An 18,443-nucleotide genomic window follows, 5' to 3' on the forward strand; every position below is an offset into this window, starting at 1 on the left:
AGACGACAATTTTGACGTTCCCGGCGGAAGACCGCCCGCCGCGCGCACAAGTGCCGCCAATATGCGCAAGCCCCGCGCCGACCTGCAGCCTCTTTGACCTTCCCGTCTCCCCGCCCCCGGCCGACAATCGGGCGGTCCATCCAGGGGAGCTTCGGGGTCGATGACGCATCTCACGCGACGCGGCGTCTTGGGCACAGGCCTCTCGGGCACGGCGGCGCTGCTCGCGGCCCCAGCCCTCATCCGGCCGGCCTTCGCCGCCGACACCGTCAAGCTCGGCTGCCTGTTCTCGTCGTCGGGCACGATGGCCAATCTCGAGGGCCGGCTGAACCACGTGGTCCGCATGGCCGCCGACGCGATCAACGGGCGCGGCGGCGTCAACGGCCGCCAGATCGAGGTGCTGACCTCCGATCCCGCCTCGGACTGGCCGCTCTACGCCCAGGTCGGCCGGCAGATGCTCCAGCAGGACAAGGTCGCCGCCCTGTTCAGCTGCTGGACCTCCGTGTCGCGCAAGTCGGTGCTGCCGGTCGTCGAGCAGAATGACGGCCTCCTGTTCTACCCGCTGCACTTCGAGGGCGACGAGAACTCGAAGAACGTCGTCTACGTGAACTCGCCGCCCGCGAGTTCCGTGCTGCCGGCGGTCGATTACCTGATGGGCTCGGACGGGGTCGGGGCGAAGCGCTTCTTCATGATCGGCTCGGACTACGTCTGGCCGCGCACGATCAACAAGCAGCTCAAGGGCTACTGGACGAGCAAGGGCATCCCCGAGAGCGCGTGGCGCGAGGAATACGTGCCGTTCGGCTTCTCGAACTTCCAGACGCTGGTGAACCAGGTCCGCAGCTTCGCCAGCCAACCGGGCGGCCAGGCGATCGTGGTGCTCACCGTCGTCGGCTCCTCGATCCCCGACTTCCTGCGCGAGTTCGCCAACCAGGGCATCAGCGCCACCGACGTGCCGATCCTCGGCCTCGACATGGTGGAAGCCGATCTCGAGGGGCTCGATACGGCCAAGCTCGTCGGCCACCTGAACTGCTGGGCCTATCTCCAGGCCGCCAAGGGCGAGCGCAACCAGAAATTCCTCGCCGATTGGGCCGCCTACGTGAAGGCGAAGAACGTCCCGTTCAGCGCCGACACGGTGATCGACCCGATGGTCTCGGCCTATGACAGCGTCCATCTCTGGGCGCTCGCCGCCGCCAAGGCCGGGTCCTTCGCGGTTCCGGAGGTGCGCAAGGCCTTCGCGGGCCTCAGCTTCGACGACCCGTCGGGCTACACGCTGACCATGACGGGCGAGAACAACTACGTCTCCCGCGGCGTGTTCATCGGCTCGGTCAACGAGAAGCGCGGCTTCGACGTCCTCTGGCAATCCCCGGACGCCCCGAAGCCGGTCCCGTTCAGCCCCTATGGCTGATCCGTTCCGCGCGCTCTTGGCCCTCTGCTGCCTGGCGCTGCTGGCGGTTCCGGCCTGCGCGGCGCCGCTCGATCGTGCGGCTTTCGCGGCGGATCTGTGCGGGGACGGCACCGCGCAGGTTCGCGGGGCCGAGGGCCTCGTCCAGGCCGGCGGCGATCTGCCGGCGGAGGATCTCACCTTCGCCGGCCGGCTCCTCGGCGCGCTGGCCGAGCGCCGCCTGTCCTGCCCGGCGGACGGCGCGCTCCTGCTCGACCGACCGGGCGCGCCGGAGGGCCGTGACGCGCTCACCGGCGCGACGCGGCCGGCTGCCGAGGCGCGCGCGCCGGTCCTCGGCCTGCGCCAGCGCGCGGCCGTCGAGACCGCGCGGGGCGCCGTCGCGCTGCTGGCCGGCCCGGATCCGGCCGCCCGCGCCGCCGGCCTCGCGGTTCTGGAGCGGCGCATCGCCACCGTCCCGGCGGCCGTGCTCGACCGGGCTCGCGACGCGGAGGCGGATCCCGCGCTGAAGGGGACGATCGCCGGCCTCGCCCAGGCGGCCGCCCTGTCGTCGCCCGATCCGGCCCGGCGCCGGGCGGCCATCGCGGCCGTGGCGGCCAGTCCGTCGGGGACCGCGCAGGCGCGGCTGGCGGCCCTCAAGACCGATCCCGCCTACGCGACCGATCCGGCCTTCCGAACAGCCCTCGATGCGGGGCTCGCGCAGGTCTCCCGGGCGGTCGCGATCGGGAATGGCCTCGCGGTCGTCTACAACGGCCTGAGCTTCGCCAGCATCCTGTTCATGGCGGCGGCCGGGCTCGCAATCATCTTCGGGCTGATGGGCGTGATCAACCTCGCCCAGGGCGAGTTCATCATGCTCGGCGCCTACGCCACCTACGGCGTGCAGGAGGCCTTCCGCCGCCTCGCCCCCGGTCTGATCGACCTGTACCTGCTCGCCGCCATCCCGGTGGCGTTCGGGGCGGTCGCCCTGGTGGGGATCGTGGTCGAGGCGCTGATCCTGCGCCACCTCTACCGGCGGCCGTTGATGAGCCTGCTCGCCACCTGGGCGGTGAGCCTGTTCCTGGTGAACCTCGTCCGCGTGACGGTCGGCACCCAGAACCTGCAATTCGTCATGCCGGCCTATGTCAGCGGCGGCGTGCCCCTCTATGCCGATTTCGTCATGACCTGGAACCGGTTGTTCGCCATCGGCTTCGCGGCGGCGACCCTCGTCCTGACGCTCCTGATCCTGCGCCGCACCCCGCTCGGGCTCGACATCCGCGCCGTGACCCAGAACCGCGACATGGCCGCCTGCCTCGGGCTGCCGACCCGGCGGGTCGACCGCCTGGCCTTCGGCTTGGGATCGGGCCTGGCCGGGCTCGCCGGGGTGGCGCTCTGCCCGATCTACAGCGTCAATCCCGGCATGGGGTCGGGCTTCATCGTCGACAGCTTCATGGTGGTGGTGCTGGGCGGCGTCGGCAGCCTCGTCGGGACCCTGGTGGCGGCCCTCGGGGTCGGGGGCGCCAACGTGCTGATCGAGCCGGTCTCCGGCGCGGTCGCCGCCAAGGTGATCGTGCTGGTCGGCATCATCCTGTTCCTGCAGCGCCGGCCCGAGGGGTTGTTCGCCGTGCGGCGGCGGCGATGAGCGGCGCCGTGCAGGCCGCCCTCGCTCCGGCAACCGGACCGGCGCGGCGCGCCGCGCGCGATCCCCTGGTCGCCGGGCTCGTCGGGCTCTGCCTCGCCGCCGCGGCGGCCCTCCTCGCGGCACCGCCCGCCCCGTATCTCGTCAACGCGCTCGGCCAGCTCGCCGCCTTCGCGATCCTCGCCGTGTCGCTCGATCTGGTCTGGGGCTATCTCGGGATTCTCAGCCTCGGGCACGGGCTGTTCTTCGCCATCGGCGGCTATGTCTGCGCGATGCACCTGCTGGCCCACGGCGCCGCGGTGACCGGGGTGCTGCCGGACTTCGTGCAGTTCATGGGCTGGAAGAGCCTGCCGGCCTACTGGGCGGGCCTCGACCACGCGCCGTACGCGTTCGTCCTGGCCCTGGCGCTGGCCGGCCTGGTCGCCTTCGTGTTCGGGCTCGCCTCGTTCCGCTCGCGGGTCAACGGCGTCTACTTCTCGATCATCAGCCAGGCGCTCGTCTACGTCGCGATGCTGCTGATGTACCGCAACGATACCGGGCTCGGCGGCAACAACGGCATGACCGGCTTCCCCCTGCTGTTCGGCTGGCCGATGGGCTCCCCCGGCGTGGTCACCGGGCTCGCCGTCGCCGCCCTCCTGACGCTGGCGGGGGTGCTCGCCGGCGCGCGGCTCCTCGTCGGCAGCGCCGTCGGGCGGCGGATGCTCGCCTGCCGCGACGACGAGACCCGCCTGCGCACGCTCGGCTACAGCACCACCCGGCTGAAGCTCGGGATCTGGTGCCTCTCGGCCATGATCGCGGCGCTGGCCGGCATCCTGTACGTGCCGCAGGTCGGCATCATCAACCCGCGGGTGCTGGCGCCCGACCTGTCCATCGAGATCGCCGTCTGGGTGGCCATCGGCGGTCTGGGGCGGCTCGGCGGGGCGGTGATCGGCGCGATCCTCGTCAACGGCTTGAAGTTCTGGCTCAGCGCCGCGATGCCGGAGGCGTGGCCGTTCGTCCTGTCCGGGCTCGTGCTGCTCGTGGTGCTGGTCCTGCCGAACGGGCTCCTCGACCTCGTGGGCTGGCGCCCGCGCCCGACCTGGCTGCGGAGCATGCGATGACCGCCCTCGTGGTCGACGCCCTCACCGTTGCCTTCGGCCGGTTCACGGCGCTGGATGCCGTCTCGCTCGCCGTCGATCCCGGCGAGGTGCGGGCCGTGATCGGCCCGAACGGCGCCGGCAAGACCACGCTCCTCGACGTGATCTCAGGAATCACTAAGCCGGTCTCCGGCCGGGTGATGCTCGGCGATCATATCGACCTGACCAAGCGCTCCGAGGCCGAGATCGCGAAGGCCGGCGTGCGGCGGAAGTTCCAGAAGCCCAGCGTCTTCCCGGCGCTCACCGTGCGCGAGAACCTGGAGATCGGCTGCGGGCCCGACCTCCCCGCACGCGACCGCCCGGCCCGTATCGCCGCACTCCTCGGCGAGATCGGCCTCGGCTCCCGCGCCGCGGTGCCGGCCGGCAGCCTCGCCCACGGCGAGAAGCAGTGGCTGGAGATCGGCATGGTGCTCGCCGCCGAGCCGGCGCTGCTCCTCCTCGACGAGCCGGTGGCCGGGCTCTCCGATGCCGAGACCGCGCAGACCGCCGCGCTGATCCGGAGCTTGCGCCGGCCGGACCGGGCGATCCTGGTGATCGAGCACGACATGGCCTTCGTCGAGGCCATCGCCGACCGGGTGACGGTGCTGCACGAGGGCCGCACCCTCTACGAGGGCAGCATGGCGGGCGCGCGGGTCGAGCCCCAAGTGATCGAGGTGTTCCTCGGCCGATGACCGACGTGCCCGCACGCCTCGCCGTCGAAGGGCTCGACCAGCATTACGGCAGCGCCCAGGTGCTGCGCGGGATCGGCCTCGCGGTCGAGCCGGGGACCTGCCTCGCCGTGCTCGGCCGCAACGGCGCCGGCAAGACCACGCTGCTGCGCTGCCTCACCGGCCTGATCCCGGAAAGCCGCGGCCGGATCGCCCTCGACCGGACCGAGCTGACGCGCCTGTCGCCCGACCGGCGCGCCCGCGCGGGCCTCGCCTACGTGCCACAGGGACGCGAGATCTTTTCGGATCTGACCGTCGCGGAGAATTTGAGGGTGGCGGCCCGGGCCCACGGGCTGGAGCGGACCGACGCGGTGGACGAGGCGGTCACCCTGTTCCCGGCGCTGCGCGGCCTCTGGCACCGCCCGGGCGGCAACCTCTCGGGCGGCCAGCAGCAGCAGCTCGCCATCGCCCGGGCGCTCGCCACGCGGCCCCGCGCGCTCCTGCTCGACGAGCCGACCGAGGGCATCCAGCCCTCGATCGTCGCCGCGATCGAAGCGGTGATCGCCGGGCTCAAGGGCCGGATCACCGTTCTGCTCGTGGAGCAGTACCTCGATTTCGCCCTCCGGGTCGCCGATTCCGTGGTGGTTCTGTCCCGCGGCAGCGTCGTCGAGCGCGGCGATCCGAAGGCGTTGAACCCCGAAGCCCTCACCCGTCACATCGCCGTCTGACGGACAAACCAGGAGCCGCCGTGCCGACCCATCACGAGATCCCCGCGACGCCCGAGACCATGGTGCTCGGCTATTTCGACGCCGCGCTGCCGCCCGTCCTCACCGTCGCGTCCGGCGACACCGTCACCCTGCACTCGCACCCGGCGGGCGGGCGCGAGTCGCTCCACCCCGATCCGGCCCGCGTTCCCGCCGACCTGCTCCACGCCCTCGACACCCTGGAGCGCGGTCCCGGCCCGCACTTCGTCACCGGCCCGGTCCACGTGGCGGGCGCCGAGCCCGGCGACATGCTGCAGGTCGACATCCTCGACCTGAAATTCCGCCTCGACTGGGGCTTCGTGGCGATCCTGCCGCTGCTGGGCACCCTGCCGGACGAGTTCACCGAGTACGAGACCGTCCACGCCGACATCGACACCGCCCGCGGCCTCTGCCGCCTGCCCTGGGACACGGAGCTGCCCCTCGACCCGTTCTTCGGCATCATGGGCACTGCCCCGCCCGCCGCCTGGGGCCGGGTCGGCAGCCCGGTGCCCCGCGCCTTCGGCGGCAACATGGACAACAAGGAGCTGCGCGTCGGCACCACCCTCTACCTGCCGGTGTTCAACCCGGGCGGCGGCTTCTACGCGGGCGACGGACACGGCGTGCAGGGCGACGGCGAGGTCTGCATCACCGCCCTGGAGACCGGGCTGACCGGCACCTTCCGGCTCACCGTGCGCAAGGACATCCCGGGCGCGTGGCCCTTTGCCGAGACGCCCACCGACCTGATGTCGATCGGCCTGCACGAGAGCCTCGACGAGGCGATGCGCCAGGCCGTGCGCGAGATGGTGCGCCTCGTCTGCGCACGGACCCGGCTGACCCGCAACCAGGCCTACATGCTGTGCTCGCTCGCCGGGAACCTGCGGATCACCCAGACGGTCGACGGCAACAAGGGCGTGCACATGCTGATGCCCAAGACAGCCCTCGCGTCGTCCGGGGCCGCCTGAGCGCAGTCTCGGCCGAGGCCGATCCCGTCATTGCGAGCGCACCGAAGCAATCCAGCAGCGCCACGCTTACCGATGTCCCGCGGCCCTGGGTCGCTTCGCTGTGCTCGCGATGACGGAGCGGGACGCCGCACCCGACGCATCCAGCCGGAGACCGCCTCAGTTCGCGCTGCGCCCGAAGGCGAATCGGCCGACGCAGGCATAGGCGCCGCGATGCTGCGGCGGCTGGCGCAGGCTCGCGCGCTCCGTCGTGGCCGGTGCCCCGCGCGGCGGCTGGACGAGCAGGGCGGCCCGCAGCCGCAGCACCTCCGCCCGGAGATCGGCATTCTCCCGCTCGACCCGATCGAGCCGGGCCACACCCCCGGGCTTCAGGCCGCCGAGCCGTCGCCGCCAGCGATAGAAGGTGCCGAGCGAGATCCCAGCACTCGCGCAGATCTCGGCGATGGGGATGCCGCGCGCGGCCTCGTCGAGCAGGAAGGCGATCTCCTCATCCGTGTGCAGGGATCGACGCATGCAGGATCTCCCGGTCCGCCAGCCTTGAGTCCAATCCGTGGCGGAGGAGCGAGCAAGAAGCGGACCGGCTGACGTTTGCGGGCCGGCGGGTGCCGATCCGTTGACAGGCGTCCGGCGCCGCGGCAGGGCGGCCGAGGATCCGTGCGGCCGCAGCCCGCGACCGCCGAGGAGGAGGAGCCGCCATGCCGTCAGGCGCGTCGAACCGGGCGGTGGGGGATGGGCCGGAGCCGGCGCGCGAGCCGGTCCTGTCGCAGGATCCGCACGCCGTCCGCGAGCCGCGCGAGAACAACCTCGAACGGGCGATCGGCCACGAAGTGCGCGAGCGCCGGAAGCGTCTGGGCCTCACCTCCGCGGACCTCGCCGCGGCCACCGGCCTGTCGCCCGGCATGCTCTCGAAGATCGAGAACGGCAACATCTCGCCGTCCCTGACGACGCTGCAGCTGCTCGCCCAGGCGCTCGGCATGCCAATCACCGGCTTCTTCCGGCGCTACGAGGAGGTCCGCAACGCGGTCTTCGTCAAGGCCGGCGAGGGCGTCGAGCTGGAGCGGCGCGGCACGCGCGCCGGGCACCAGTACAACCTGCTCGGGCACATCCACGAGAACACCAGCGGGGTCACGGTCGAGCCGTACCTGATCACGCTCACGACCGATTCGGACGTGTTCCCGACCTTCCAGCACGCCGGCCTGGAGTTCCTCTACATGCTGGAGGGCGAGGTGCTGTACCGGCACGGGGACCGGCACTTCCACATGCAGCCGGGCGACAGCCTGTTCTTCGACGCCGACGCCCCGCACGGGCCGGCGGAACTCCTGGTGCTGCCGGCCCGCTACCTCTCGGTGATCGCCTATCCGCAACCCGGCGGGGCGGACTGATCGGCTCAAAGTTCTCAGGAAGAAATTTTATTTCCTGCCAGTTGATTTCCGCGTGTGAGGCCGCCTATGCTCTGGGCGAACCCGCGACGGAGGTGGTGCCATGTGTGGCATCGTCGGATTGTTCCTGAAGGACCCCGCCCTGGAGCCGCAGCTCGGCGCCCTGCTGGCCGACATGCTCGTCACCATGACGGATCGGGGACCGGACTCTGCCGGCCTCGCGATCTACGGGCCACCGACGCCTGGGCTGTCGAAGATCACCGTGCAATCGGCACGCCCGGAGGCGGATTTCCCCGCCCTGGAGCAGCGCCTCGCGGAGGCCTCCGGCGGCTCGGCGCAGGTGGCGGTGAAGAGCTCGCACGCGGTGATCACCGTGGCGACCGACCGCCTCGACGCGACGCGGAGCGCCCTGAAGGGCCTCTCGCCGGACCTGCGCGTGATGGGCGCCGGCGAGAGCGTCGAGATCTACAAGGAGGTCGGCCTGCCGAAGGACGTGGTCGCACGCTTCGGGATCGCCGGGATGTCGGGCACCCACGGCATCGGCCACACCCGGATGGCGACGGAATCGGCCGTGACCACGATGGGCGCGCACCCGTTCTCCACGGGCGCCGACCAGTGCCTCGTCCATAACGGCTCGCTGTCGAACCACAACAACCTGCGCCGGAGCCTCGCCCGCGACGGCATGGAATTCGAGACCCAGAACGATTCCGAGGTCGCGGCGGCCTACCTCACCACCGCGATGGCGCGGGGCCGGGATCTCGGCGCGGCGCTCGCGGGGGCGCTCACGGATCTCGACGGGTTCTTCACCTTCGTGGTCGGCACCAAGTCCGGCTTCGGGGTGCTGCGCGACCCGATCGCCTGCAAGCCCGCGATCATGGCCGAGACCGACCGCTACGTCGCCTTCGGCTCGGAATACCGGGCGCTCGTCGGCCTGCCGGGGATCGAGACCGCCCGGGTCTGGGAGCCCGAGCCGGCGACCGTCTACTTCTGGGATCAGCGGCAGGCCGCCTGAGCCGCCCCGCAGCCTTTTACGTCACGGATCTCGCCCATGCCCGTCTTCGATCTGGCGGCGACGCCCCTGCGCGCCCTGAATCAGGCCCTCCACGGCGTCGCCCCGGGCGCCAACGACACCGCCTTCGAGGTGCTGAACCCGCGCGGCCAGCACGCGGTGGCGGTCGGGATCGACGGGCCCGTCACCGTCACGGTGCGGGGCTCGGTCGGCTATTACTGCGCCGGCATGAACGACGGCGGCACCGTCACGGTGCAGGGCTCGGCGGGTCCCGGCGTCGCCGAGAACATGATGTCCGGCACCGTCGTGATCGAGGGCGACGCCTCGCAATATGCCGGCGCCACCGGGCGCGGCGGCCTCCTCGTCATCAAGGGCAACGCGGCCTCGCGCTGCGGCATCTCCATGAAGGGGATCGACATCGTCGTGCACGGCTCGATCGGGCACATGTCGGCCTTCATGGGCCAGTCCGGCTCGCTGGTGGTGCTGGGCGATGCCGGCGAGGCGCTGGGCGACTCGCTCTACGAGGCGAAGCTGTTCGTGCGCGGCAGCGTGAAGAGCCTCGGGGCCGACTGCATCGAGAAGCCGATGCGCCCCGAGCACGTGGAGCATCTCGCCGCCCTGCTGGACCGGGCGGGGGTCACGGACGTCCGGCCGGAAGAATTCCGGCGCTACGGCTCGGCCCGCAAACTCTACAGCTTCAACTTCGACAACGCCTACTGAGCGGGAGACCGGTCATGACTTACCAGAACCCGCCGATGCCGCCGCGCAAGTCGGCGACCTTCGACGACCACACGATGGCGGAGATCCGCCGGGCCGCGGCCACCGGCCTCTACGACATCCGCGGCGGCGGCACGAAGCGCAAGCTCCCGCATCTCGACGACCTGCTGTTCCTCGGTGCCTCAATGTCGCGCTACCCCCTGGAGGGTTACCGGGAGACCTGCGGGACCGGCGTCACCCTCGGCACGCGGTTTGCAAAGCAGCCGATCACGCTGAAGATCCCGATCACCATCGCCGGTATGAGCTTCGGATCCCTGTCCGCCAACGCCAAGGAGGCGCTGGGCCGCGGCGCGAGCCTCGCCGGCACGTCCACCACCACCGGTGACGGCGGCATGACCGACGAGGAGCGCGGCCATTCCGACATCCTCGTCTACCAGTACCTGCCCTCCCGCTACGGCATGAGCCCGCGCGACCTCCGGCGCGCCGACGCCATCGAGGTGGTGGTCGGCCAGGGCGCGAAGCCCGGCGGCGGCGGCATGCTGCTCGGCCAGAAGATCTCCGACCGGGTCGCCGCGATGCGCGACCTGCCCAAGGGCATCGACCAGCGCTCCGCCTGCCGGCACCCGGACTGGACCGGCCCCGACGATCTCGAGATCAAGATCGGCGAATTGCGCGAGATCACCGACTGGGAGAAGCCGATCTACGTGAAGGTCGGCGGCGCGCGGCCCTATTACGACACCGCGCTCGCCGCGAAGGCCGGGGCCGACGTCGTCGTCCTCGACGGCATGCAGGGCGGCACGGCGGCGACCCAGGACGTGTTCATCGAGCATGTCGGCCAGCCGACGCTCGCCTGCATCCGGCCCGCCGTGCAGGCGCTGCAGGATCTCGGCCTGCACCGGGAGGTGCAGCTCGTGATCTCCGGCGGCATCCGCTCGGGCGCCGACGTCGCCAAGGCCATCGCGCTGGGGGCGGACGCGGTCTCGATCGGCACCGCGGCGCTCGTCGCCATCGGCGACAACGACCCGGCCTACGAGGAGGAGTACCGCAAGCTCGGCACCACCGCGGGCGCCTACGACGACTGGCACGAGGGCCGCGACCCCGCGGGCATCACCACGCAGGACCCCGAGCTGGCGGCCCGCCTCGACCCGGTCCGCGCCGGCCGGAAGCTCGCCAATTACCTGAAGGTCATGACCCTGGAGGCGCAGACCATCGCCCGCGCCTGCGGCCACAACCACCTGCACAATCTGGAGCCCGAGGACCTCGTCGCGCTGACGCTCGAGGCCGCCGCCATGGCCCGCGTGCCGCTGGCCGGCACCGACTGGTACCCGGGCAAAGCGGGCTTCTAGGGCCCTTCAACCCCGCCGGTCGCGCCGGAACGGGGCGCGGCCGGCCCCCACCCGATCCGCTCAGGGGGCTGCCGTGAAGACCGACCTTTCGACTTACGCCGCCGAGCACGGCGTGAAGTACTTCATGATCTCCTACACGGACCTGTTCGGCTGCCAGCGCGCCAAGCTGGTGCCCGCGCAGGCGATCGGCGCCATGCAGCGCGACGGCGCGGGCTTCGCGGGCTTCGCCACCTGGCTCGACCTCACCCCGGCCCATCCCGACCTGTTCGCGATGCCGGATGCCGCCTCGGTGATCCGCCTGCCCTGGAAGCCGGACGTCGCCTGGGTGGCGGCCGACTGCACCATGGCGGACGCGCCCGTCGACCAGGCGCCGCGGGTGGTGCTGAAGCAGCTCGTGGCGCGGGCCGCCGCCGAGGGACTGCGGGTCAAGACCGGCGTCGAGGCCGAGTTCTTCCTGCTGACCGCGGACGGGGCGGCGATCTCCGACCACCAGGATCGGGCAGAAAAATCCTGCTACGACCAGCAGGCGCTGATGCGCCGCTACGACGTGATCGCCGAGATCTGCGACCACATGCTGGCTCTGGGCTGGGGGCCCTACCAGAACGACCATGAGGACGCGAACGGGCAGTTCGAGATGAACTGGGAATACGACGACGCGCTGGCCACCGCCGACAAGCACGCCTTCTTCAAGTTCATGGTCCGGTCAGTGGCCGAGCGGCACGGCCTGCGGGCGACCTTCATGCCGAAGCCGTTCCCCGGCCTCACCGGCAACGGCTGCCACTGCCACGTCTCGGTGTGGAACAGCGCCGGCACCGTGAACGCCTTCGCGGATCCCGAGATGCCGTTCGGCCTGTCGGCCCGGGGCCGGCACTTCCTGGGCGGGATCATGCGGCACGCGCCCGCGCTTGCCGCGATCACCAACCCGACGGTCAATTCCTACAAGCGCATCAACGCGCCGCGCACGATCTCGGGGGCGACCTGGGCGCCGAACGCCGTGACCTGGACCGGCAACAACCGCACCCACATGGTCCGGGTGCCCGGGCCGGGCCGGTTCGAGCTGCGCCTGCCCGACGGCGCCGCCAACCCCTACCTGCTCCAGGCGGCGATCCTGGCCGCCGGCCTCGACGGTCTGGCGCACGCGGCCGATCCCGGGCCGCACAGCGACGTCGACATGTACCGGGACGGCCACACGGTTTCCGGCGCCCCGCGCCTGCCGCTCAACCTGCTCGACGCCCTGCGGGCCTTCGAGGCCGACGAGGCCCTGCGGGTGAATCTGGGCGGTGCCTTCTCGTCCGCCTACCTCAAGCTCAAGCAGGGCGAGTGGGACAGCTACTGCGCCCATTTCACCGCCTGGGAGCGCGAGACCACGCTCGACGTCTGATCGGGCGTCCGGCGCGTCGGCCGAAGGTCAGAGCACCTGCGAGAGGAAGCGGCGGGTGCGCGGGTCCTGGGCCGAGGCGAAGAAGGTCGCGGGCGGCCCGTGCTCGACGATCACGCCGCGGTCGGTGAAATAGATGTGGTCGGCGACGTCGCGGGCGAAGTTCATCTCGTGGGTGACGAGCATGCAGGTCATGCCCTCCTCGGCGAGTTCGCGGATCGTGACCAGCACCTCCTTGACCGTCTCCGGGTCCAGGGCGGCGGTGACCTCGTCGAACAGCATCACGTCCGGCCGCATCGCCAGCGAGCGGGCGATGGCCACGCGCTGCTGCTGGCCGCCGGACAATTCACCCGGGTAGGCGTCCTCCTTGCCGGCCAGCCGGACCTTGGCGAGGAGCGCCCGGGCGCGGGCCTCGACCTCGCGCCGGTCCTGACCGAGGACGTGGATGGGGGCCATCATCACGTTCTGCAGCGCGGTCTTGTGCGGGAACAGGTTGTACTGCTGGAACACCATGCCGACCTTGCGGCGCAGCGCCAGCTTGTCGAGCCGCGGATCGGTGACGTCGATCCCCTCGACCTCGATCGAGCCCGCCGTGACCGGCACCAGCGCGTTGACGCAGCGGATCAGCGTCGACTTGCCCGAGCCCGAGGGACCGATGATGCAGACGACCTCGCCCTTGCGCACGTCGAAGCTGATGCCTTTCAGGACCTCGAAGGTCCCGAAGGATTTGTGCACGTCGGCGAGGCGGACGATCGGCTGATCGGGCGTCCAGCCCGGGGACGGGCTGCTGGCGGCAGGTGCGGGCATCGGGCTCAACGGGTCTCGAAGCGGCGTTCCAGGCGGGCGGTCAGCCGGTCGATCGGGTAGCAGTAGACGAAGAAGCAGAGCAGCGCGAAGCCGTAGAGCGGGGCGAACAGCTCGGGGCGGCCGCCCTCGGCCGCGTGGACCTGCGCGGTCAGCGTCAGCATCTCGGTGACCCCGACGATCGAGGCCTGCACGGTCGCCATGGCGATCAGCGAATAGACGTTCATCCAGGGCGGCAGCATCCGCTTCACGCACTGGGGCAGGATGATGCGCCACAGCGTCTGCCGCCGGGTGAAGGCCAGGGATTCGGCCGCCTCCCACTGGGTGTTGGGCACCGAGCGCACCGCGCCGCGGACGATCTCGGCGACGTTGGCCATGACCGGCAGGCTGAATCCGAAGGTTGCCTTGACCCAGTCGGGGAGCGGCACCCGGATGCCGAACACCGTGACCTGGAACGGCACCAGAAACATCACGAAGAACAGCAGCACCAGCCAGGGCACGTTGCGGAAGACCTGCGTGGCACACCACGCGAGGCGGGGCAGCACGCGGCCCTCGGCCATCATGGCCAGCCCGAGCCCGATCCCCGCGACGGTGCCGATCGCCATCGCCATCAGCGAGATCGCGACGTTGAAGGCGAAGCCCGTGAGCAGCAGGGGCGCCCACTTGATCACGACCTCCAGCGGCGACAGCGCGGCGGCCCCGCCCTGCGCCCAGGCCGGCACCGCCACGAGGGCGAGGCCGGCGAGCAGCCAGAGATGGGCCGGCCGCAGGCGCGCCGCCGGGCGGTGATCGGCGAGTGCGAACGGCAGGAGGACCGGCAGGTCGCCCGGGCGGTCCGGGTCCGGGGCGCTCATCGGCCGTAGCCCGGGATGCGCAGGGCCCGCTCCCAGCGATGCATGATCCAGACGAGCACGCCGACGAAGATCGCGTAGGTCGCGAGCAGGACGAGCATCATCTCAAGGACGTTCTGCGACTCGGACCAGATCTGCTTGACCGCGTAGAGCGTCTCGGGGACCGCGATGGCGTAGGCGAGCGTCGTGGTCTTCAGGAGGTTGATCAGGTTGTTGTTCAGGGCCGGCAGGCAGACGCGCAGGGCCAGCGGCAGGACGACGTGGCGGTAGGCCTTGAAGCGGGTGTAGCCCAGGGCCTCGGCGGCCTCGACCGTGGTCCGCGGCACGGCCTCGATCCCGGAGCGGAAGATCTCGACGTTGAACGCGCCCGCGAACAGCGACAGCGAGATGATCGCCCATTGGACGTTGTTGAGGATCGGCGCGCGCAGGCCGTCCGCCGAGCGGATGTCCGGGAGCAGCGTCCCGAGGCCGAAGTAGAAGAAGAAGATCTGCACGAGCGGCGGCGTGTTGCGGAACACCACGACGAAGCCGTTGACCAGCGCCCGCAGCACGCGCGACGGCCCGCTCTGCAGGAGCGCCCCGACGGCGCCGATGACGAGGCTCAACAGGATCGTGCTGATCCCGAGCAGCAGCGTCATCCGCAGGCCGGCGACGTAGCGGTCCCAGTCGTAGGGGTCGTAGAAGACCGTGAAGTTGAAGCCCGTGGTCTCGTAGAGCTGCTGGAACCACGCCTGGATCGTGGCGATCATCGCGGGCGAACGCTCTTGGAGCCGCGCCCGATCGCGTCGCAATCGCGCGCGGCTCCCCGGCCCTGTCCCGACGCGCGCTCGTGCGCCGAACCGGTGTCCATTTCGGCGGAGCGCGCGCGAGCCGTCGTGCAGGACCGCATCAGTTGGTCGCGTTCTTGTACTTCTCGTGCATCGCCTTCGAGTAAGCGGTCGGCTCGATGCCCCACTTCTTCTCCTCGTCGACGATGAAGCCGGTCTTCATCCAGTCCTTGGTGGCGTCCTCGACGGCGGCCTGGAGCGTGGTGTTGCCCTGCGCCACCGCCATCATCCACGGCGCGTCGAGGATGCCCTTGAGCGGCAGGGCGTAGTTGGCCTTCCAGTCGTCGTCGAGCAGCTTACCCTGCAGCATGCTCTGGTCGTAGACGTAGCCGAGGCAGTTGCCCTGCTTGAGCGCGAAGAGCGGCTTCTCCGAGCCGTCGAACGCGATGATCTCCGCCCCGTAGGTGCGCGCCACGTCCTTGTTGTACCACGCGCCCGAGGTCGCGCAGAGCGGCTTGCCCTTCAGCTGCGCCCAGTCGGTGATGCCGGACGCCTTGGGCAGCAGCACGTTCACGAAGTCGGAATAGTATTGCGGGTCGATCGCCTGCACGACGCGGCGGCGCTCCGGCTTGTCGGAGAGCGTGGCGATCAGCAGATCGACCTTGCCCTGCTGCAGGAACTCGATCCGGTTGGCCGAGACCACCGGCACCAGCTCGAGCTTCACGCCGAGCCGCTTGGCGAGGTCGGCGGCGAGGTCGGGCTCGAGCCCGATGATCGTGCCGCTCGGATCGCGGAAGCCGAACGGCCTGTAATCCGCCTTCACGCCGACGATCAGCGTCCCGCGCTTCTTGATCGCCTCGACGCCGTCGGCGGCCCCGGCCCGGCCGGGCAGCGCGACGGCCGAGAGCGCGGCGAGCGCCAGCGCTCCGGTCGTCAGGAGGGTGCGGATCGTGTGTCGCATCGGAGCTGTCCTGCGGGCCTGTACTGATCGCGGTGCCGATCTTGGCATGGTTTCAAGCAATCCACGAGCCATCGGCCAGCGTATCAACCGAAGCGAGCGAGGGTGAAAGGGGCGAGATCGACTTGGCCCGGCCCGCCGGCCAGTTCCGCGGCGACGGCCTCGCCGATGCCGGCCGAGTGCTTGAAGCCGTGCCCCGAGCAGGCGGAGACCACGAGGACCCGGTCCATGCCGGGATGCCGGTCGATGATGAAGCCGCGGTCGGGGGTCACCGTGTAGACGCAGGCCGCCGCCCGGACGACCTCCGGTGTGGTGCCGGCCAGTCGGTCCGCGACGCGCAGCCGGTACATCGCGTCGGATTCCGACGGATCGACGCGGCGCTCCACCCCGTCGGCGGTGGTGGCGGTGTCGTACTGCTCGGTGGCGACCTTGATTGCGCCCTCTCCCGGCAGCGGCGGGAAGCCGTAGAGGTACTCGGTGTCGGTGGTACCGTACATCCAGATGAAGACCGGAGCCTGCGGGCCATAGGCCGAGTCGTCCGCCAGTTTGTACCAGTGCAGCAGCTGGCGCCGGACCGTGAGCAGCCGGTCGAACGGGCGTCCGAGCAGCGGCGCCGTCCAGGCGCCGGCGGCGACCACGGCGCGGTCGGCCAGGATCGCGCCGTCCTCGGTCTCGATGCGGATCCCGGCCCCGTCCTGGCCGAGCGCCCGCACCGTGCAGCCGGTCCGGATCTCGGCGCCCGACGCGGCCGCGCAGGTAAGCTGCGCCGCGAGGCAGCGCTCCGGGAACACGTAGCCGCCGCCCGGCTCGTAATAGGCCTTCTCGTCGCCCTTGAGGTTGAGGAATTGCGGGAAGCGGCGGGCGACCTCGGCGCCGTCGAGCACCTCGTGGGCGATCCCGGCCCCCTGCGCGGCGCTGATCGAGCGGCCGACGAAATCCGGTTTGCCGTGATGGGACGAGATCCCGTGACCGAGCGCCATGACGAGGGCGCCGCAGGCGTTCAGCAGGGTCTCGCCTGTCTCCGCTTCCAGCGCGCGCCAGATCCGGTGCGAGGCGGTGACGAACGGGACGTAGTCGCGCCCCTCGCCGACGGCCTGACGGGTGATCCGCGTCTCGCCGTGGCTCGATCCGAACGCGTGCGGCGGGGCGAAGCGGTCGATCCCGACGACCGCGGCCCCGCGCCTGGCCAGCTGATACAGGACGGCGCTGCCCATGGCGCCGAGCCCGAGGACCGCGACGTCGACCCGGCGTTTCATCGGGCCTGCCCGCGGGCGCTGGCGACGAACGCGGGTGGGCACAGGGCGTTGGGCATGCGGATGGCGTCCCGGATCGAAGGGGGAGCAGCCAGAATGGCGTCCCGTGCCGGTTGCGCTTGTCCGCAGCAGACGGTTTCTTGCACGGATGAGCCAACCCGGAACGCAGACGGCGGACGCAAGCCCCCCGGAATCGGGGGACCGGCCGCAGGAGATCGGCTTCCTCCTCGTCCCGGGTTTCGCGCTGTTGTCGTTCGCCTCGGCCTGCGAGCCGTTCCGGGCGGCCAACGACCTGGCGGGGCGCGCCCTCTATCGCCTGCGCTACTTCGGCGAGGCCGCGGGACGGGTCGCGTCCTCCTCCGGCGTGGAGGTCCCGACCGAGGGGCTGCCGCGGGAGCGCGGGCATCTCCACACCCTCTTCATCTGCGCGGGCGGCGAGCCGACCGGGTGGGACAGGCCGGCGATCCACGCGGCCTTGCGGCGCATGGCCCGGTTCGGCGTCCGCGTCGGCGGCATATCGGGCGGCCCCTACCTGATGGCCGCGGCGGGGCTGCTGGAGGAGCGCGCCTTCACCCTGCACTGGGAATATGCCGGCGCCACGGTCGAGGCGTTTCCGGAGGCACGGCTCACGCGGGCGCGCTACGTCGCCGATGCCGACCGCCTGACCTGCGGCGGCGGGGTCGCCCCCCTCGACATGGCCCACCGGCTGATCGCCGAACGCATGGGCGCGGCCTTCGCGCGCCGCGTCTCGGACTGGTTCCTGCACACGGCGGTGGGGGCCGCGGACGACCCGCAGCGCGCGTCCGCGGCGGAGCGGTACGGTGTTCACCATCCGGGCCTGCTCACGGTTCTCGAAACGATGGAGAAGACGGTCGAGGCGCCGCTGAGCCGTCAGGCCATGGCCCGCCTCGCCGCCGTCAGCGCCCGTCACCTCGACCGGCTCTTCCTCGACAAGCGGGGCCTGCGTTTCTCGGCGCAGTACCGGGCCATCCGCCTGGCCCACGCGCGGCGCCTGTTGCGCCAGAGCCCCCTGACAGTGGGGGAGATCGCGTCCGCCTGCGGGTTCTCGAGCGCGGCGCATTTTTCGCGCCGCTACCGCGCGCATTTCGGCTGCAGCCCATCCGCGGACCGGGATGTGATCTGAGTGGTATTTGGGCCGAGTCGCAGGCCACGGCATGGCCGCAGCCATGGGTAGCCGGAAAACCAGATCCGGGAATGCGGCGGGCTCGGCCGGCCGTGTTCGGTCGGGATGTCGGCGCCGGCCGAACGGACAGATCTCGCCCGATACCGTTTCCGGTAGATCGCTTCGGCTCTGCCGTCTTTGCGAGCGAAGCGAAGCAACCCAGTTGCGCCACGCCGGCAGACGGCCCGCTGCCCTGGGTCACTTCGCTTCGCTCGTGATGACGGCCGAGCCCCGCCGACCGAAGCATCCTCACGGAAACTGTATGCCAGATCCTGCGGCCCTGCGACGGGCGTCCGTCGAAG

The 18,443-nt window shown here is 71.1% G+C and carries 18 protein-coding genes; 12 read left to right on the plus strand and 6 right to left on the minus strand.

Translation table 11 applies throughout. The features are described 5' to 3' along the window. The first annotated feature begins 160 nt into the window (after positions 1 to 160). The 6 genes from MMSR116_RS29400 to MMSR116_RS29425 are packed head-to-tail and all read left to right on the plus strand — an operon-like array spanning position 161 to position 6,499. Positions 161 to 1,402 carry a transporter substrate-binding protein gene (locus MMSR116_RS29400; RefSeq protein WP_010684475.1) on the plus strand — a complete coding sequence of 414 codons (1,242 nt, stop codon included), beginning with the start codon at positions 161 to 163 and terminating at the stop codon, positions 1,400 to 1,402. Beyond that, positions 1,395 to 3,014, plus strand: a complete 1,620-nt coding sequence (gene urtB / locus MMSR116_RS29405; RefSeq protein WP_010684476.1) for an urea ABC transporter permease subunit UrtB — start codon at positions 1,395 to 1,397, stop codon at positions 3,012 to 3,014. Before MMSR116_RS29400 ends, urtB begins: the two co-directional genes overlap by 8 nt. Continuing rightward, positions 3,011 to 4,111, plus strand: a complete 1,101-nt coding sequence (gene urtC, locus MMSR116_RS29410) for an urea ABC transporter permease subunit UrtC (protein ID WP_010684477.1) — start codon at positions 3,011 to 3,013, stop codon at positions 4,109 to 4,111. The genes urtB and urtC overlap by 4 nt, the downstream gene beginning before the upstream one ends. Further along, the gene (locus tag MMSR116_RS29415) at positions 4,108 to 4,818 is read left to right on the plus strand and encodes an ATP-binding cassette domain-containing protein (RefSeq protein ID WP_010684478.1); all 711 of its coding nucleotides are present in this window, start codon (positions 4,108 to 4,110) and stop codon (positions 4,816 to 4,818) included. Before urtC ends, MMSR116_RS29415 begins: the two co-directional genes overlap by 4 nt. Next, positions 4,815 to 5,522: an urea ABC transporter ATP-binding subunit UrtE gene (gene urtE, locus MMSR116_RS29420; RefSeq protein WP_010684479.1), complete on the plus strand. Its 708-nt coding sequence runs from the start codon at positions 4,815 to 4,817 to the stop codon at positions 5,520 to 5,522. The genes MMSR116_RS29415 and urtE overlap by 4 nt, the downstream gene beginning before the upstream one ends. A gap of 20 nt (positions 5,523 to 5,542) precedes the next feature. Then, on the plus strand, positions 5,543 to 6,499 hold the full coding sequence (locus MMSR116_RS29425; protein ID WP_010684480.1) for an acetamidase/formamidase family protein: 957 nt from the start codon (positions 5,543 to 5,545) through the stop codon (positions 6,497 to 6,499). Between the two features lie 156 nt (positions 6,500 to 6,655). On the opposite strand, the gene MMSR116_RS29430 is transcribed toward MMSR116_RS29425, so the two are convergent. Continuing rightward, a complete protein-coding gene (locus tag MMSR116_RS29430; RefSeq protein WP_010684481.1) occupies positions 6,656 to 7,009 on the minus strand; it encodes a transposase in 354 nt (117 codons plus the stop codon). A gap of 182 nt (positions 7,010 to 7,191) precedes the next feature. Between MMSR116_RS29430 and MMSR116_RS29435 the strand changes: the two genes are divergently transcribed. From MMSR116_RS29435 to glnT, 5 genes are all read left to right on the plus strand, one after another. After that, entirely contained in the window at positions 7,192 to 7,878 is a 687-nt protein-coding gene (locus tag MMSR116_RS29435) for a helix-turn-helix domain-containing protein (RefSeq protein ID WP_010684482.1), read from the plus strand. Positions 7,879 to 7,978: 100 nt separating this feature from the next. Further along, positions 7,979 to 8,887 (plus strand): class II glutamine amidotransferase, encoded by a 909-nt coding sequence (locus tag MMSR116_RS29440; RefSeq protein WP_010684483.1) that lies wholly within the window; start codon positions 7,979 to 7,981, stop codon positions 8,885 to 8,887. A 36-nt stretch (positions 8,888 to 8,923) separates the two neighbouring features. Continuing rightward, entirely contained in the window at positions 8,924 to 9,604 is a 681-nt protein-coding gene (locus tag MMSR116_RS29445; RefSeq protein WP_010684484.1) for a GXGXG domain-containing protein, read from the plus strand. Positions 9,605 to 9,618: 14 nt separating this feature from the next. Beyond that, the gene (locus tag MMSR116_RS29450; protein WP_010684485.1) at positions 9,619 to 10,947 is read left to right on the plus strand and encodes an FMN-binding glutamate synthase family protein; all 1,329 of its coding nucleotides are present in this window, start codon (positions 9,619 to 9,621) and stop codon (positions 10,945 to 10,947) included. A 73-nt stretch (positions 10,948 to 11,020) separates the two neighbouring features. Beyond that, positions 11,021 to 12,328 (plus strand): type III glutamate--ammonia ligase, encoded by a 1,308-nt coding sequence (gene glnT, locus MMSR116_RS29455; protein ID WP_039893420.1) that lies wholly within the window; start codon positions 11,021 to 11,023, stop codon positions 12,326 to 12,328. Between the two features lie 27 nt (positions 12,329 to 12,355). On the opposite strand, the gene MMSR116_RS29460 is transcribed toward glnT, so the two are convergent. The 5 genes from MMSR116_RS29460 to solA all read right to left on the minus strand — a co-directional run bounded on the left by MMSR116_RS29460 (position 12,356) and on the right by solA (position 16,961). Further along, the gene (locus MMSR116_RS29460) at positions 12,356 to 13,132 is read right to left on the minus strand and encodes an amino acid ABC transporter ATP-binding protein (protein ID WP_010684487.1); all 777 of its coding nucleotides are present in this window, start codon (positions 13,130 to 13,132) and stop codon (positions 12,356 to 12,358) included. A 5-nt stretch (positions 13,133 to 13,137) separates the two neighbouring features. Continuing rightward, positions 13,138 to 13,983, minus strand: a complete 846-nt coding sequence (locus MMSR116_RS29465) for an amino acid ABC transporter permease (RefSeq protein ID WP_010684488.1) — start codon at positions 13,981 to 13,983, stop codon at positions 13,138 to 13,140. After that, entirely contained in the window at positions 13,980 to 14,729 is a 750-nt protein-coding gene (locus MMSR116_RS29470) for an amino acid ABC transporter permease (protein ID WP_010684489.1), read from the minus strand. The genes MMSR116_RS29465 and MMSR116_RS29470 overlap by 4 nt, the downstream gene beginning before the upstream one ends. Before the next feature lie 139 nt (positions 14,730 to 14,868). Next, a complete protein-coding gene (locus MMSR116_RS29475) occupies positions 14,869 to 15,708 on the minus strand; it encodes a transporter substrate-binding domain-containing protein (RefSeq protein ID WP_010684490.1) in 840 nt (279 codons plus the stop codon). A gap of 83 nt (positions 15,709 to 15,791) precedes the next feature. After that, positions 15,792 to 16,961, minus strand: coding sequence for an N-methyl-L-tryptophan oxidase (solA, locus tag MMSR116_RS29480; protein WP_010684491.1), 1,170 nt, complete (start codon positions 16,959 to 16,961; stop codon positions 15,792 to 15,794). Between the two features lie 145 nt (positions 16,962 to 17,106). On the opposite strand from solA, the gene MMSR116_RS29485 reads away from it, so the two are divergent. Continuing rightward, a complete protein-coding gene (locus MMSR116_RS29485; RefSeq protein ID WP_010684492.1) occupies positions 17,107 to 18,102 on the plus strand; it encodes a GlxA family transcriptional regulator in 996 nt (331 codons plus the stop codon). The last annotated feature ends 341 nt before the right edge of the window (positions 18,103 to 18,443 follow it).

The organism is Methylobacterium mesophilicum SR1.6/6, from assembly GCF_000364445.2.
GTDB lineage: Bacteria > Pseudomonadota > Alphaproteobacteria > Rhizobiales > Beijerinckiaceae > Methylobacterium > Methylobacterium mesophilicum_A.